The organism is Thermus sp. KWY1, from assembly GCF_057547025.1.
The window spans coordinates 13,048-25,322 of record NZ_BAAJPG010000031.1 but is presented as its reverse complement, the minus strand read 5'-3'; the positions used below and the strand labels follow the sequence as shown (position 1 = coordinate 25,322).

General features: G+C 60.7%; 16 protein-coding genes and 1 tRNA gene. 6 read left to right on the top strand and 11 right to left on the bottom strand.

All coding sequences use genetic code 11. From position 1 onward, the window contains the following. Positions 1–2: 2 nt before the first annotated feature. The 3 genes from leuB to leuC are packed head-to-tail and all read right to left on the bottom strand — an operon-like array spanning position 3 to position 3,058. Positions 3–1,040 (bottom strand): 3-isopropylmalate dehydrogenase, encoded by a 1,038-nt coding sequence (gene leuB, locus AC27GT_RS09255; RefSeq protein WP_487224018.1) that lies wholly within the window; start codon positions 1,038–1,040, stop codon positions 3–5. After that, positions 1,037–1,642: a 3-isopropylmalate dehydratase small subunit gene (gene leuD / locus AC27GT_RS09250; protein ID WP_487224017.1), complete on the bottom strand. Its 606-nt coding sequence runs from the start codon at positions 1,640–1,642 to the stop codon at positions 1,037–1,039. Before leuD ends, leuB begins: the two co-directional genes overlap by 4 nt. A gap of 3 nt (positions 1,643–1,645) precedes the next feature. Further along, positions 1,646–3,058, bottom strand: a complete 1,413-nt coding sequence (leuC, locus tag AC27GT_RS09245; protein WP_487224016.1) for a 3-isopropylmalate dehydratase large subunit — start codon at positions 3,056–3,058, stop codon at positions 1,646–1,648. Positions 3,059–3,226: 168 nt separating this feature from the next. Here leuC and AC27GT_RS09240 point away from each other — a divergent pair, with 168 nt between their 5' ends. The 4 genes from AC27GT_RS09240 (at position 3,227) to AC27GT_RS09225 (ending at position 5,513) form a co-directional block, all read left to right on the top strand. Next, positions 3,227–3,598 (top strand): DUF1640 domain-containing protein, encoded by a 372-nt coding sequence (locus tag AC27GT_RS09240; protein WP_487224015.1) that lies wholly within the window; start codon positions 3,227–3,229, stop codon positions 3,596–3,598. A 45-nt stretch (positions 3,599–3,643) separates the two neighbouring features. Then, positions 3,644–3,730, top strand: a tRNA-Leu gene (locus AC27GT_RS09235). Between the two features lie 41 nt (positions 3,731–3,771). Beyond that, a complete protein-coding gene (gene trpS, locus AC27GT_RS09230; protein WP_015716675.1) occupies positions 3,772–4,785 on the top strand; it encodes a tryptophan--tRNA ligase in 1,014 nt (337 codons plus the stop codon). Then, entirely contained in the window at positions 4,782–5,513 is a 732-nt protein-coding gene (locus tag AC27GT_RS09225) for a chromosome segregation protein ScpA (protein ID WP_487224014.1), read from the top strand. Before trpS ends, AC27GT_RS09225 begins: the two co-directional genes overlap by 4 nt. Before the next feature lie 26 nt (positions 5,514–5,539). On the opposite strand, the gene AC27GT_RS09220 is transcribed toward AC27GT_RS09225, so the two are convergent. Beyond that, positions 5,540–5,740 carry a DUF2281 domain-containing protein gene (locus AC27GT_RS09220; protein ID WP_487224013.1) on the bottom strand — a complete coding sequence of 67 codons (201 nt, stop codon included), beginning with the start codon at positions 5,738–5,740 and terminating at the stop codon, positions 5,540–5,542. Between the two features lie 43 nt (positions 5,741–5,783). Between AC27GT_RS09220 and AC27GT_RS09215 the strand changes: the two genes are divergently transcribed. Further along, positions 5,784–5,969: a hypothetical protein gene (locus AC27GT_RS09215; RefSeq protein WP_487224012.1), complete on the top strand. Its 186-nt coding sequence runs from the start codon at positions 5,784–5,786 to the stop codon at positions 5,967–5,969. Between the two features lie 123 nt (positions 5,970–6,092). Here AC27GT_RS09215 and AC27GT_RS09210 read toward each other — a convergent pair whose 3' ends face one another. From AC27GT_RS09210 to AC27GT_RS09185, 6 genes are all read right to left on the bottom strand, one after another. Beyond that, positions 6,093–6,455 (bottom strand): type II secretion system protein, encoded by a 363-nt coding sequence (locus tag AC27GT_RS09210; RefSeq protein ID WP_487224011.1) that lies wholly within the window; start codon positions 6,453–6,455, stop codon positions 6,093–6,095. A gap of 217 nt (positions 6,456–6,672) precedes the next feature. Next, complete coding sequence (locus AC27GT_RS09205) at positions 6,673–8,337, bottom strand: hypothetical protein (RefSeq protein ID WP_015716678.1); 1,665 nt, start codon at positions 8,335–8,337, stop codon at positions 6,673–6,675. Positions 8,338–8,346: 9 nt separating this feature from the next. Next, positions 8,347–9,051, bottom strand: a complete 705-nt coding sequence (locus tag AC27GT_RS09200) for a PilW family protein (RefSeq protein ID WP_081454906.1) — start codon at positions 9,049–9,051, stop codon at positions 8,347–8,349. Further along, complete coding sequence (locus tag AC27GT_RS09195; RefSeq protein WP_081454907.1) at positions 9,048–9,608, bottom strand: type IV pilus modification PilV family protein; 561 nt, start codon at positions 9,606–9,608, stop codon at positions 9,048–9,050. Before AC27GT_RS09195 ends, AC27GT_RS09200 begins: the two co-directional genes overlap by 4 nt. Next, positions 9,605–10,111, bottom strand: coding sequence for a GspH/FimT family protein (locus AC27GT_RS09190; protein WP_049775615.1), 507 nt, complete (start codon positions 10,109–10,111; stop codon positions 9,605–9,607). Before AC27GT_RS09190 ends, AC27GT_RS09195 begins: the two co-directional genes overlap by 4 nt. Positions 10,112–10,128: 17 nt before the next feature. Further along, positions 10,129–10,599, bottom strand: coding sequence for a GspH/FimT family protein (locus AC27GT_RS09185; RefSeq protein ID WP_015716680.1), 471 nt, complete (start codon positions 10,597–10,599; stop codon positions 10,129–10,131). A gap of 70 nt (positions 10,600–10,669) precedes the next feature. Here AC27GT_RS09185 and AC27GT_RS09180 point away from each other — a divergent pair, with 70 nt between their 5' ends. Next, on the top strand, positions 10,670–11,860 hold the full coding sequence (locus AC27GT_RS09180) for a thiolase family protein (RefSeq protein ID WP_015716681.1): 1,191 nt from the start codon (positions 10,670–10,672) through the stop codon (positions 11,858–11,860). Positions 11,861–11,960: 100 nt separating this feature from the next. Here the strand turns inward: AC27GT_RS09180 and AC27GT_RS09175 are convergent, their stop codons facing one another. Next, complete coding sequence (locus AC27GT_RS09175; RefSeq protein WP_126170906.1) at positions 11,961–12,269, bottom strand: DUF503 domain-containing protein; 309 nt, start codon at positions 12,267–12,269, stop codon at positions 11,961–11,963. Between the last annotated feature and the right edge of the window lie 6 nt (positions 12,270–12,275).

The following is a 12,275-nucleotide window of genomic DNA, read 5'->3' as shown; positions in this document are numbered from 1 at the left end:
CCCTATTTTAGATGGCGGAGCACCTCCTGGGTGAAGGTTTCCGTCCCTGCCTGGCCCCCCAGGTCCGGTGGGGGCGCCTCGAGGAGGGCCTTGGCCACGGCATCCTCCACCCTTCTTGCCAGCTCCACCAGACTGAAGGCATGCTCCAGCATCATGGCGGCGGAGAGGATGGCGGCGGTGGGGTTGGCGATGCCCTTGCCGGCGATGTCGGGGGCGGAGCCGTGCACGGGTTCGAAGACCGGGGTACCCCGGCCCAGGGAGGCGGAGGGGAGTAGCCCCAAGGAGCCGGGAAGCACCGAGGCCAGGTCGGAAAGGATGTCCCCGAAGATGTTTCCCGTCACCACCACGTCGAAGCGGGCGGGGTTTTTCACCAGGTGCATGGCCATGGCGTCCACATACTGGTGCTCCAGGGAAACGTCGGGGAAGTTCTGGTGCGCCTCCTCCACCGTCTTGCGCCAGAACTCCCCCACCTCCAGCACGTTGGCCTTGTCCACGCTAGTGACGTGCTTCCTGCGCTTCCTGGCCGCCTCAAAGGCCACCTGGGCCACCCGCTCCACCTCGGGCTTGCTGTAGCGCTCCGTGTTCCAGGCCTCCGCCTCCGACATCCCCCTCGGCTCCCCGAAGTAGATTCCCCCGGTGAGTTCCCGCACGATGAGGACATCCACCCCCCGGGCGATCTCCTCCTTGAGGGGGGAAAGCCGTTCCAGTCCGGGGAAGACCTTGGCAGGGCGCAGGTTGGCGAAGAGGTCCTGGCTTTTCCTTAGGGCCAGGAGCCCGGTTTCCGGGCGGATCTTGCGGGGAAGGTTATCCCACTTGGGCCCCCCCACGCTTCCCAGGAGCACCGCCTGGGCCCTTTCCACCCCCTGGCGGGTTACCTCGGGGAAGGGTTCCCCGAACTGGTCTATGGCTGCGCCGCCAAAGGGGTAGGTTTCGTAGCTGAGCCCAAGCCCGTGGGCCTCGTCCAGGGCCTTGAGGACCTTCAAGGCAGCCTCGGTCACCTCGGGGCCGATCCCATCCCCCGGCAGGACCGCAATCCTCATTCCGACCTCCTGGGGTAGGGAAGGCGACGGTCGAACTCGTCCAGAAGCTCTCCCGCCTGCAGTAGCTCCCCGATGGGATCCCAAAGCCCTTCCACCAGGGCTTCCCGGGCCTCCTCGGGGATGAAGAGGGGAGCGGTGCGGCCACCGAAGCGCACCTCCTTGTTCACCAGGTCCACCTCCACCTCGAGGTCCGGGTTCTCCTCCACCGCCTGGAAGAGCACCGCCAGGTCCTCAGGGGCCAGGGTCACGCAGGGAAGGCCAATGGCGGTGGCGTTCCCGAAGAAGATCTCGGCGAAGCTCTCCCCGATGATGGCCCTAAACCCTGCTCGCTTGATGGCCTGGGGGGCGTGTTCCCGGCTGCTACCGGAGCCAAAGCCCGCCTCCACCAGGAGGATGCTGGCCCCTTGGTACCTGGGGTCGTTCAAGGGATGGGGCTTGGGCTCGCCCTTCTCGTCAAACCGCTCGTCGTAGAAGAGGTACTTCCCCAGGCCCTCAAAGGTGAGCACCTTCATGAAGCGGGCGGGGATGATGCGGTCCGTGTCGATGTCCTCGCCCCTTAAGGGCACCGCCCTACCGCGGATGGTGGTGAACTTTTCCAGCATGGCTTACCTCCCGATCCCAAACACTTCCCGGGCGTCAGCGATCTCGCCCGCCACCGCCGCCGCCGCCACCATGAGGGGGCTCATGAGCACCGTGCGTCCCCTGGGGCTTCCCATCCTGCCCTTGTAGTTGCGGTTGGAGGAGCTGGCGGCCAGTTCGTCCCCCTCCAGGCGGTCGGGGTTCATGGCCAGGCACATGGAGCACCCCGGGTTCCGCCACTCAAACCCCGCCTCCCGGAAAATCTCAGCGATGCCCTCTTCTTCCGCTTTCCTGGCTACCCACTCCGAGCCCGGCACCACCAGGGCCCGCACCCCCTTCTTCACCTTGTGGCCCTTGAGGTAGCGGGCCACCTCGCGGAGGTCGGAAAGGCGGGCGTTGGTGCAGCTTCCGATGAAGGCCACCTGGATGGGCACTCCCTTTATGGGCTGGCCCGGCTTGAGGCCCATGTAGGCCAGGGCTTCCTCGGCCACGGGGCGCTCCTCGGGGGAGAGTTCTTCTAAAAGGGGGATCCGCCCATCTATGGGCACTGCCTGGCCCGGGTTGATGCCCCAGGTGACCGTGGGGGGAATCTCCTCAGCCCGGAAGGTGACCACGTCGTCATAGTGGGCGTCGGGGTCGGAAGCGAAGCTTTTCCAGCGCCGTTTGGCCTCCTCCCACTCCGCTCCCTTGGGGCTGTAGGGGCGGCCCTCGAGGTAGGCGAAGGTGGTCTCGTCGGGGTTCACGTAGCCGATGCGGGCCCCGCCTTCAATGGACATGTTGCAAAGGGTCATGCGGCTTTCCATGTCCATGGCCTCCACGGTGCTTCCCCCGTACTCGTAGGCGTAGCCCAACCCTCCCTTCACCCCCAGGTGGCGGATGATGTGGAGGATCACGTCCTTGGCGTAGACTCCGGGGGAGAGCTTCCCTTCGATGTTGATGCGCCGCACCTTCAGCTTCTGGGCCGCCAGGGTCTGGGTGGCGAGGATGTCCCGCACCTGACTGGTGCCGATGCCAAAGGCCACGGCCCCGAAGGCCCCGTGGGTGGAGGTGTGGGAATCCCCGCAGGCGATGGTCATGCCGGGCTGGGTCAGGCCCAGCTGGGGGCCGATCACGTGCACGATGCCCTGGTTCCCGCTTCCCAGGTCGAAGAAGGTGATGCCGTGCTCCCGGGTGTTCTGGCGGAGAGCCTCCAGCATGCTCTGGGCCAAAGGATCCTGGAAGGGCTCGGTGCGGTCGTGGGTGGGGACGATGTGGTCCACGGTGGCGAAGGTGCGGTGGGGGTAGCGTACCTTGAGGCCGAGGTCCCTCAGCATCCCGAAGGCCTGAGGGCTGGTGACCTCGTGCAGGAGGTGCAGGTCGATGAAAAGCTGGCTTTGCCCGCTTCGGAGCTTCCTGACCTCGTGCGCCTCCCAGACTTTCTCGTAAAGCGTTTTTCCCATGCTCCCTCCCTTACAAAAATCCCCCGGGTTTTGGGCCCGGGGGAAGGCAACGGGGCTTCCCTAAGCCGGGCCCGCCCGGCCTAGGTCTAGCAGGAAGCCCCGCCGCATTGCCCTATAGCCTACGCTGCCTTTGCCTTAGGGTCAAGGGCTATGCTAGCCTGAAGGCAGATGACCACCGAGGAGCGGCTTTACAAGCTGGAAGGCATCGTGGAAGGGGTGATGGCCACCCTTCCGGAGCGCATAACTTCCCTGGAAAACCGCATGGACCTCCTCCGCCAAGAGCTCAAGGGCGACATAGCGGGCCTGCGCCAGGAGTTTAAGGGCGAGATGGCGGCCCTGCGCCAGGAGTTCAAGGCGGAGATGGGGTCTTTGGGGGGGAGGCTTGGGGAGCAGATGGCCTCCCTGCGCCAGGAGCTCAAAGGGGACATGGCCTCCCTGCGCCAAGAGTTAAAGGCGGACATCAACACCGCCCTGAACCGCCTCATGCTCTACTTCAGCGCCCTGGCGGTGCTCCTGGCCCTCCTCACCCTTTGGCGGTAGGGCTTGACGGGAAAAGGGCCCTTCCGTACAATGACCCTTGCGTCTGCCGGGGTGGCGGAATTGGTAGACGCGCACGATTCAGGGTCGTGTGTCCTCGCGGACGTGCGGGTTCAAGTCCCGCCCCCGGCACCAGAAGGCCCCGCTTATGCGGGGTTTTTGCTATTCTTAAGGGCATGACGCGGGTTCTTTCCGGCATCCAGCCCTCGGGGGAGATCCACATCGGCAACTACCTGGGGGCCATCAAGCAGTGGGTGGAGCTGGGGGAGAGGTTGGGCCGGGAGGCCTTCTTCTGCATTGTGGACTACCACGCCCTCACCAACCCCCTGGCCTACGATCCCTCCACCTTGGCCCAGCGTACCTTTGAGGCTGCCCTGGTGAACATGGCGGCGGGCCTCGACCCGGAAAAGGTCACCCTCTTTGTGCAATCCCATGTGCCTGAGCACACGGAGCTTTCCTGGGTCTTCACCACCATCACCCCCCTAGGGGACCTCACCCGCATGACCCAGTTCAAGGACAAGGCCGCCAAGCAGGAGGCGGTCTGGAGCGGGCTTCTCATGTACCCCGTTTTGCAGGCGGCGGACATTCTCATCTACAAGGCGGATACCGTCCCCGTGGGGGAGGACCAGGTGCAGCACATTGAGCTTACCCGGGAGATCGCCCGCCGCTTCAACGCCCTTTTCGGGGAGACCTTCCCCGAGCCCGAGGCCCTTCTTAACCCCGAGGCCCCAAGGGTGCCGGGCATAGACGGCAAGGCCAAGATGAGCAAGTCCTTGGGGAACACCATCGGCCTTTTGGAGGATGAGGGGAGCATCTGGGAGAAGATCCGCCACCTTCCCGACGATCCCCAGCGCATCCGCCTCTCCGACCCCGGGGAGCCGGGGCGCACCATCGTCTTCACCTACCTCTCCTACTTCGCCCCCAAGGAGCTGGTGGAGGCCCTGAAGGAGGAGTACCGGAAGGCGGGTATCGGTACCCTCACGGTGAAGAGGATCCTCTTTGAGGAGATGATGAAGGTCCTCCGCCCCATCCGGGAGCGGGCCGAGGAGCTCAAAAAGGACCCTGATTACGTGATGGACGCTCTCCTGGAAGGAGCTAAACGGGCCCGGGCCGTGGCCCAGGCCACCATGGAGGAGGTGCGGGAGAAGGTGGGGCTCCTTCTCCCCAGCAAGCGCCCCGTTTACCGGTGATCCGCCTCGAGTTCCCCGGGTTTTCCGGCACGCCCCAGGAGCTGAGGGAGGCTCTTAGACGGGGGCGCATTTCCCCCAGGGCCTTGCCCGTGCTTTCCATCGTGGAGCAGGCTCTTTCCCAGGTCCCTGAGGACCTGAGGGCAAGAAGCGAGCACCTTCCCATCCTGGCGGAGCTTCTGGTCCTGAAGCTTTCCCCGGAAAGGGCCTTTTCCCCAACGGAGGAAGGGGAGGAGGCTCCCTTGGTGCGGGTGCTTTTGGATCTTTCGGATACCGTGGCCTTTCTGGAGGAGCGGCTTAGAAAGCGGTCCCGCCTGATTCCCGTTCCCCCTCCCCCCTTGCCCAGGCCCGCCCTGCGGCTTCCCCCCAGGGTCCTGGCTGAGGCGGCAAGGCCCTTCAGGAGGGCGATCCTGGCCTTAACCCGGGAGAGCTTTGGCCTTGTGGAGGCCTGGGCTCGGCTTCAAGGCTTCTTGAAAGGACGCCTTCCCTTCCACCTTCTTCCCTTAAGAACCTGGGAGGAGAAGGCCATGGGCTTCGCCGCCCTTTTGGAGGCCTTCCGCCTCGGGCGGGTCCGGCTTGAGCAGGAGGAGAACTTTGGTCCCCTTTGGGTGGAGGCGGCCCAAGGTGGATCGGGGGGGCTATCCGGGCAAGGAAGCAGTGATCCAGCCGCAGAGGCGATGGACAATTTTCCTGAAGCGTTCAGGGGAAATCTCGCCAAGCTTGCCCAGTAAGAGCTTTTCTTCCACGCTACCGGGTTTTACCATCGCTCCTTTAGATCTGACTCGGAGTAATCCTCTTCAGGAAGATCCCGCAGCGCTTGTTGGATGGAGAAGTGTTGCCAGGCCTGTTCGTCAGAGCGCCGCTTAGCCAGGAGAAATCGAGCGAAATCCGCCACCTTCTCCTGAAGCTCCTCCGGCAGTTGCTCTATGAGAGATAGCAGCTCGTCTTTAACCTGCACGACCTATAGTGTACCATGTTCCCTACGGATAGAATGGGAACCGATGGCCCAAGCGGCGAAGCCCCTTAAGTTTTTCACCGCCGCGGAATACCTGGCCTGGGAGGAGGCCCAGCCCGAGCGGCACGAGCTGGTGGAGGGGGTGCCTTATGCGGAGGGCTGGCTGTACCGGTCCTGCCGGCCGGAGGAGGGGAGGTGGAGGTCCCCTGCCTTGGTGTGGGGCTTTCCCTGAGAGAAATCTACAAGGGTGTGGAGCTAGGGGCTACTTCTTAGGCCGGGAGGGGATCCTACCCAATAGAACAAACAGAAACACTGGGTGAACTTCTCGCCCACCCAGTGTACAGCTGAAGGAAAACTACTGGCCGATAGTTTTGTTGGGAGTGGTAGCCCCGCCGTATTCCACAGTGACTACCTGAGTAGTTGGATCGTACGTAACATTACAGGTTGTTAAAGTTGCGGGAGCCGTACCAGCACTATAGTTTCCCACGGTGTAGGAGCCTCGACAGCTCTTTTGGACGTCACTCTGTGCAATGTTGGGATCCTCAGCGATAGCAGCATTGGCAACTTTGTAGACGTTTTGTGCGTAGGCTTCTTCCGCGCGGATCTGGGCTGTACGCCGAGCCTGGAGCAGGTTAGGAACCAGCACTGCTGCCAGGATGCCGATGATGGCGATGACGATCAAGAGCTCGATCAGGGTAAAACCTTTCGCGTTACGCATACCTTCTTACCCCCTTAGAGATTCCCGCGCCTTTATCTATTGCGCGGCCATGAGTGCCTGTTGCCGAGTTGCCTGCCTAACCGATTGCTTCCTTCGTTAACGCTCCTCTCACCTCCTTTCACCCCGTATTCTCTGGGGCCTTGCTCCGGCTGTCAACCCCCCCTTTTGGGGGGGTACAGCTTTAGCTTGGTAGAGGGGTGTGAAAATGGTGTGAAAACTAGCGCCGCTCATAGGAGAGCACCTGGAAGGTGGGTTTTCCGCCTTTGAGGCTAGGTAATAATACAGGGCGGTTTTGCTGGGGGATGCGGATGTACACCACCTCCGCCTTCTGCCCGGCGTTGCAGCTGGTCTGGTTACCTGCGCTGGTAGTGCAGAACTGGTTGCTGATTACTGAGCCAAAGAGAACATTGTCCTTAACCACCCGGAAGGTTCCCCCTGCGTAGACTGGTGCCATCACGTACTGCCCCCTCTGGTAAACGTTGTTTTCTGCGACTATTCCTAGGACATGGCTGGGAAAGGGGCCGTGGGCTGGGTCGGGGAGTAGAGTACCGTTTATGTCTACATTGCCGCCTTGGCCGTTTTTAGCTAACACAACAAGGGTAGCTTTCTTCTGGTTTCCGGACAGGGCTTTGTAAGCCGTGGGCCGGTTGAAGACCACGTTCAGACCCTCGAGGGTCACATCACCATAAAGCTCCAGAACGCCCTGGCCTCCCGAATAGGTGTATTTAAAGCCTCCCCGAGTTCCATCTAAACGGGTGAAGGTGCAGTCTACATCAATGGTGTTTAGGTTAAGGGTGCCGGACGTCATGGCAGAAAGGCAGGAGGGACTGAGGGTAACGTTTAGAGGCTGGGCAACATTTACAATGTTGCCTATACGCTCGATCCGTAATGCGGCTTTGTCCCGCAGACAGGCTCGCCACGTTGGGTAACTGCTGCAGGTATCCGAATCTAGCTTGGTATCCAAGGTGGGAAAGGGTGGGGGATTGGAGAGATCAAAAGGACCCATGGTTTCTGTACAGACTCCCTTGTTGTTTTGACAGATGTTGACGTTTTGGCCCGTAATGTCTTGGTTGCCTCTTCCTACGAAGACTCCCTTGACCTTATTATTAGGCTCTCCGATTTGGGTGCTTCCCCCAACGGAGATCTTTCCGTATTGCACCCGAATACTGGCACAGAGGTCGTTCACTTGCTGATAAGCGCTTTCTACATGGCCAGCTATCCCTGGGTAGTCATTGAGGTTATAGGAGTTAAACAAAGTAAAATTGCCGTTGCTTTGAATCACATACTGATCAGGATTAGAGGGGTCGCCTACGATATAAACTCCTCCCCGGATGGTGGCTCCACCATTGAGCCACTTGTTGGCTTGACCTGTTCCAGCAAAAATGGCTTGCTCGAGATAGCCAGTATTGCTCAGTCGGAAGGTGGCTTGGACTGTAGCTTTGGCACCGCTGGAAGTACCTTTCGACACAAGGGTGAAAAGCTCACCATCCTGGGCGTCTCTGATGAGGGTAACCGTGTATTGGCCCACAGGTTTCCCATTGGCGTCAACCACGTGCTCATTTTGTGCCAGGACGACTTGGTTATTCTGAAAGGTGAGGAGGTTTCCGTTTCGGTACAGATCTATACCTGTTACTAGAGAAGTGTAACACCCTGGTCCGCCTCCACGGTTAATCTGTTGCTCGCGCCACACATGCTGCTGGAAAAGTACAGCTTTGTACTTCTGTAAACCTGCTTCTGCGGCGTAGAACGCCTGAACTGAGGTGGTATCGTTGCGGGTAACCCAAAGTTCGATCTGGCTTCGGAAGAAGGTGCCGAAGACCAAGAGGGCTATGATCAGCATGAGGGCAAGGGTAGCTACTAAAGCAATGCCTTTCGTACGCATACTTCCTCCTTACTGGGGCAGGGGCTTAAGGTTCGGCATTAGAACCTCTTGCCTGAGGGCATAACAGCCCCGACCGACAGGGCAAGAAAGGGGTTCATTGGACACGGTGGTCAAGTTTTGGGGCCCCACTGCTTTCATTGGGTTTAAAGAGTAGCCAATCACTTCAACAATGGCGGAGCGAGGATAGGCGTCAGCACCGCAATCGGGTTCGTTAACTCTGTCGCCATTGCTACAAAGGTATACTATGTCTAAGGCAAGAATGCCTTCAGCCAAAGGCTGATAGGAAGGGGCAGGTTCAGTACAGTCGTTTCCGGTGGTTGGAGTGGCGTTTACGTCACTCCGTCGAAGAGTGTCATTCACAAAGTCATAGTCCACACGGCGACAAGCTTCGCTTTTTCCTCGCAGGCTAGTGACATAGTAAAGGCTCACGGTGTCCTTGGGGCCATCGTTGTTACCCTGTAGCACTTTACCTGCAGGGAGGGAGAAGCCTTTGTTCTGGTCTCCGCTATTCCAGTATCGTGCCCCAGCCATTTGTAGGTCCCCACTGACTACCTGCATGACCATACGGACCCGATCCTGCAGTTCACTTCTGGTCTGGTTTTCCCGGGCCAGCTCGGAGCTATTGATGAAATACCGCACCGCGACCCCCAAAATTATCGCCAGGAGGCCGATAGCTACCAACACCTCTATTAGGGTGAAGCCTCTTCCTTTCACGGACGACCACCTCCCGGAGGAGGGCAGGGGGCGGGTTTGTCCTGGGTGGGTGAAGGATAAACGTCATAACACGTCACCCGCCTGCCCATGGTTATTTTTGGGCCGCGATCATGGGTAGCAGTGACCACAATGGTTACTACCCCTTCGCCTAAGGTCCCGCTTTCACCGAATATTAGCCACTCTACAGAAGAGTTGCCCTCCTGTTCTTGACCAGAGCAACGCACTTGACGTAAGTTGTTTTGGCTGCCGTCTCTTAAGGGGAATGCGGGATTTACACGACTTGGGCAGCCATAAAAGTAGTCCACAAAGTAAAAGCTGCGGTTGGTGCTGGGGTCGTCTATGTAAACACTCGGAGGCTGTAGTATCTCACTTCTTAATACCTCAGAGGACTTTTGTTCCAGAACCCGTATCGCTGCTGCCTTGGCGTCAGTGGCATAACGGCTCTGAGCTGAAACCCGCAGGTTGGATAGCTGGCTCATGAGCAGGGCCCCAAAGGCAATGCCCAAAACAGCCAGGGCGATTAGGGTTTCCAAAAGCGTCAAGCCTTGCCTTCTCATTGGATAGCCGCCCTCCCTTGGGGTGAGATTTGCACCGTCTTGGTATAGGTTCCCTGGTGGTCGCTGAGGGTTACCTCAATCTGGACGAAGTCGGTGGGAATACCCCGGGTATCAAAAACTATAGAAGTCCCACCCGAAACTCGGGCAAGCTTTACCCGCCCCCAGTCCCCTTGGCCAAACGTGACGGTTTGGATCGCTTCGTTGGCATCGTAGGTTCTGTTACCATTCCTATCTACAAAAACCAAGTACCCTCCGTTGCCAGTGGTAGAGAAGACCAAACCAGCGAAGGCGTTTTGCCGTATAGCCTCCAGCCTGGCCCGGGTCACCTGGGCGGCCAGGGACTGGGCTGCTTGGTTCACTGCCTGCCGGTCGGGGTTGAGGACGCCGGCACTGAGGGATAACACCACCCCTAAAACAGCCAGCACAACGATAAGCTCTAACAGGGAAAAGCCATGGCGCCCTCTCACACTTCCCAGGGTAGTCCTCTTGAGGGGTGAAAACATCCCCCGAATGGGGGTAGCTACTCCACTCGGGCCCGGCCTTGCTGGCTGATGATCACCTTGCGGGTGGCAGTGCCCGAGGTAAGGGTGATGGTGCCGGTGATGGGCTTGGCAGGAACTCCCCGGGAATCAAAGAGGATGGGCATGTTGCCCAGGGTGCTGCGACTGGGGTCCAGGCGTACCCGGGCCCAGTCGCCTTGTCCGAAGCGCACCACCTGGATTGCTTCGCCCGGGTCGTACGCCCGGTTTCCGTTTTTGTCCGTGAAGATGGCGTACCCTCCTGCGCCTTCGGTGAAGATCATAAGACCAGCAAAGGTATTCTGGCGTATGGCCTCCAGCCTGGCCCGGGTTACCTGGGCGGCCAGGGAGCGGGTGGCGGTATCCAGGGCCAGGCGGTTCGGGGAAAGGAGAGGAAGGCCCAGGCCCAAGAGCACTCCCAGAATTCCCAGGACGATCAAAAGCTCAAGAAGCGTAAAAGCCTCCCTGCGCATGGACCTGTAACCAGTCTAGCGGTGTCCTCTTCTTCCCTGGGTGCGTTTGACCAAGGAGTATGATGACCCCATGAACGAGGTCTATATCGTTTCGGCGGTGCGCACCCCTATCGGGAAGTTTGGGGGGGCGTTTAAGGACGTAAGCCCGGTGGAGCTGGGAGCCCATGCCATGCGGGCAGCCTTGGCCCGGGCGGGGTTGGAGGGGAAGGAGCTGGACCTGTACGTGTTCGGAAACGTGCTCCGGGCCGGGCATGGGCAGCTACTTCCCCGCCAGGCGGCCCTTAAGGCAGGGATCCCCAAGGAGGTGGACGGCTACCAGGTGGACATGGTCTGCGCCTCCGGGATGATGGCGGTGATGAACGCCGTGCAGTTCCTGCGCTCGGGGGAAGCCCACCTGGTCTTGGCCGGGGGGATGGAGTCCATGAGCCAGGCGGGGTTCTACCTTTCCCACCGGGCAAGGTGGGGGTACAAGTTCCTCATGGGGGCTCCGGAGAACCTCCAGGACATCCTCCTGAGGGACGGTCTTTCGGATCCCTTTTCGGGCGAGGCCATGGGGGAACAGGCGGAAAGGCTTGCCCAGGACTACGGGGTGAGCCGGAAGGAGGTGGACGAGGCCGCTTACCTTTCCCACAAGCGGGCGGCGGAGGCCACAGAAAAGGGGCTTTTCGCCCAGGAGATCGCCCCCATGGAGCTTCCGGGGAAGAAGGGACCGGTGGTGGTGGACAAGGATGAGGGTATCCGTCCGGAAACCACCCTCGAGTCCCTTTCGGCCCTGAAGCCTGCCTTCCGGAAGGATGGGATCCTGACTGCCGGGAACGCCAGCCAGATCTCCGATGGGGCGGCGGCGCTTCTGTTGGCCTCGGAGGAGGCGGTGAAGCGGTATGGCCTCAAGCCCCTGGCCCGGGTTCTGGGGGGAGCCTGGGCGGCGGGGGAGGCCTGGCGGTTTCCCGAGGCCCCCATCCCGGCGGTGAAGCGCCTGTTGGACCGGCTTGGCATGCGGATTGAAGACTTCGGCCTATTTGAGAACAATGAGGCCTTTGCCCTCAACAACGTGCTTTTCCACCGGCTTTTGGGAGTGCCCTACGAGCGCCTGAACGTCTTCGGGGGAGCCGTGGCCCTGGGCCACCCCATCGGGGCCAGCGGGGCCAGGATCCTGGTTACCCTGCTGAACGCCTTGCGGAGCAAGGGGCAGGAAAGGGGCCTTGCCGCCATCTGCCATGGGACGGGAGGGTCCACGGCGGTGGCGGTGGAGCTGGTCTAGCACCAACCCACCCTGGCTTCGCCAGGGCGGGGGCCCGGTGGGGTAAGTTCCAAGCTGGCGCAGTCAAGGGGCACCGGATCGCAAGAAAGGCCCCGGGGATCTAGACCAGGCCGTCTAGGTCGATGGCCTCGAGGTGAAAGGCCTCGAGGGCCACGTTGAAGCCCCCCTGGCTGGCCAGGAAGCGGGCGGCTTCCCTTAGGGTTTCCTCCACCCAGCCGGGATCGTTTCCCAGGAGGCTCAGGCCCACCACCTCAAAGCCCCAGGCGTCCAGGCCGTAAAGCCTGGCGGCGGAAACGGGAAAGCGAGCCTTGACCCGTTCCAGGGCGGGCTTGATCAGGGCCCTTTTTTCCTTAAGGCTCCTTGCAGGGGTTTCCAGCCGGGCGCTGTAGAGGCCGAGGTAGGCTTTCATGGTAGG

Bases quoted from the DNA above. Each gene is read 5' to 3' on its own strand.
- leuB (WP_487224018.1), bottom strand. From the start codon at position 1,040: ATGAGGATTGCGGTCCTGCCGGGGGATGGGATCGGCCCCGAGGTGACC.
- leuD (WP_487224017.1), bottom strand. From the start codon at position 1,642: ATGCTGGAAAAGTTCACCACCATCCGCGGTAGGGCGGTGCCCTTAAGG.
- leuC (WP_487224016.1), bottom strand. From the start codon at position 3,058: ATGGGAAAAACGCTTTACGAGAAAGTCTGGGAGGCGCACGAGGTCAGG.
- AC27GT_RS09240 (WP_487224015.1), top strand. From the start codon at position 3,227: ATGACCACCGAGGAGCGGCTTTACAAGCTGGAAGGCATCGTGGAAGGG.
- trpS (WP_015716675.1), top strand. From the start codon at position 3,772: ATGACGCGGGTTCTTTCCGGCATCCAGCCCTCGGGGGAGATCCACATC.
- AC27GT_RS09215 (WP_487224012.1), top strand. From the start codon at position 5,784: ATGGCCCAAGCGGCGAAGCCCCTTAAGTTTTTCACCGCCGCGGAATAC.
- AC27GT_RS09210 (WP_487224011.1), bottom strand. From the start codon at position 6,455: ATGCGTAACGCGAAAGGTTTTACCCTGATCGAGCTCTTGATCGTCATC.
- AC27GT_RS09205 (WP_015716678.1), bottom strand. From the start codon at position 8,337: ATGCGTACGAAAGGCATTGCTTTAGTAGCTACCCTTGCCCTCATGCTG.
- AC27GT_RS09195 (WP_081454907.1), bottom strand. From the start codon at position 9,608: ATGAGAAGGCAAGGCTTGACGCTTTTGGAAACCCTAATCGCCCTGGCT.
- AC27GT_RS09190 (WP_049775615.1), bottom strand. From the start codon at position 10,111: ATGTTTTCACCCCTCAAGAGGACTACCCTGGGAAGTGTGAGAGGGCGC.
- AC27GT_RS09185 (WP_015716680.1), bottom strand. From the start codon at position 10,599: ATGCGCAGGGAGGCTTTTACGCTTCTTGAGCTTTTGATCGTCCTGGGA.
- AC27GT_RS09180 (WP_015716681.1), top strand. From the start codon at position 10,670: ATGAACGAGGTCTATATCGTTTCGGCGGTGCGCACCCCTATCGGGAAG.
- AC27GT_RS09175 (WP_126170906.1), bottom strand. From the start codon at position 12,269: ATGAAAGCCTACCTCGGCCTCTACAGCGCCCGGCTGGAAACCCCTGCA.